The 375-nt window shown below is 36.0% G+C and carries 1 protein-coding gene; it reads left to right on the forward strand.

Annotated elements, in window-relative coordinates; genetic code table 11:
* Positions 1-51 precede the first annotated feature (51 nt).
* Positions 52-375 (forward strand): hypothetical protein (locus tag H1S01_RS21285; RefSeq protein ID WP_207732458.1); only part of this gene is annotated, 324 nt, incomplete at its 3' end.

Genomic DNA, 375 nt, shown 5'->3' on the forward strand with positions numbered 1-375 from the left:
GTAGAAATATTTCTATTGAGAGACGGTTATTGCGGAGACTTGATTAGTTTCATGGTCTTGGTCGATTATCGCCGACCCAGTTCATTAGAAGATTATCCGTATCTAAAAGGGATAGAAGAGGAATTGAATTTTAGCAGAGCCAACTACATAAAGGTGATCTTTATATCGGACAAGCTACTTTCGAATGATTCACAGGATGAAATAATTACATTGGCTGGAGGTTTACTGGAGAATAAAGATAACTGCCATTGGAACTGTGATTTTCAAGTACTCAGTTCAACAGAAATAGAACAGTTACTAGAGTCCAGGAAATACTTTTTGAGGTTTTTCGAAAGATTACTGGAGAGTAATGGATTGGGCATTAAGTTAAATATT

The organism is Heliobacterium chlorum (genome assembly GCF_014502795.1).
Lineage (GTDB): Bacteria > Bacillota > Desulfitobacteriia > Heliobacteriales > Heliobacteriaceae > Heliobacterium > Heliobacterium chlorum.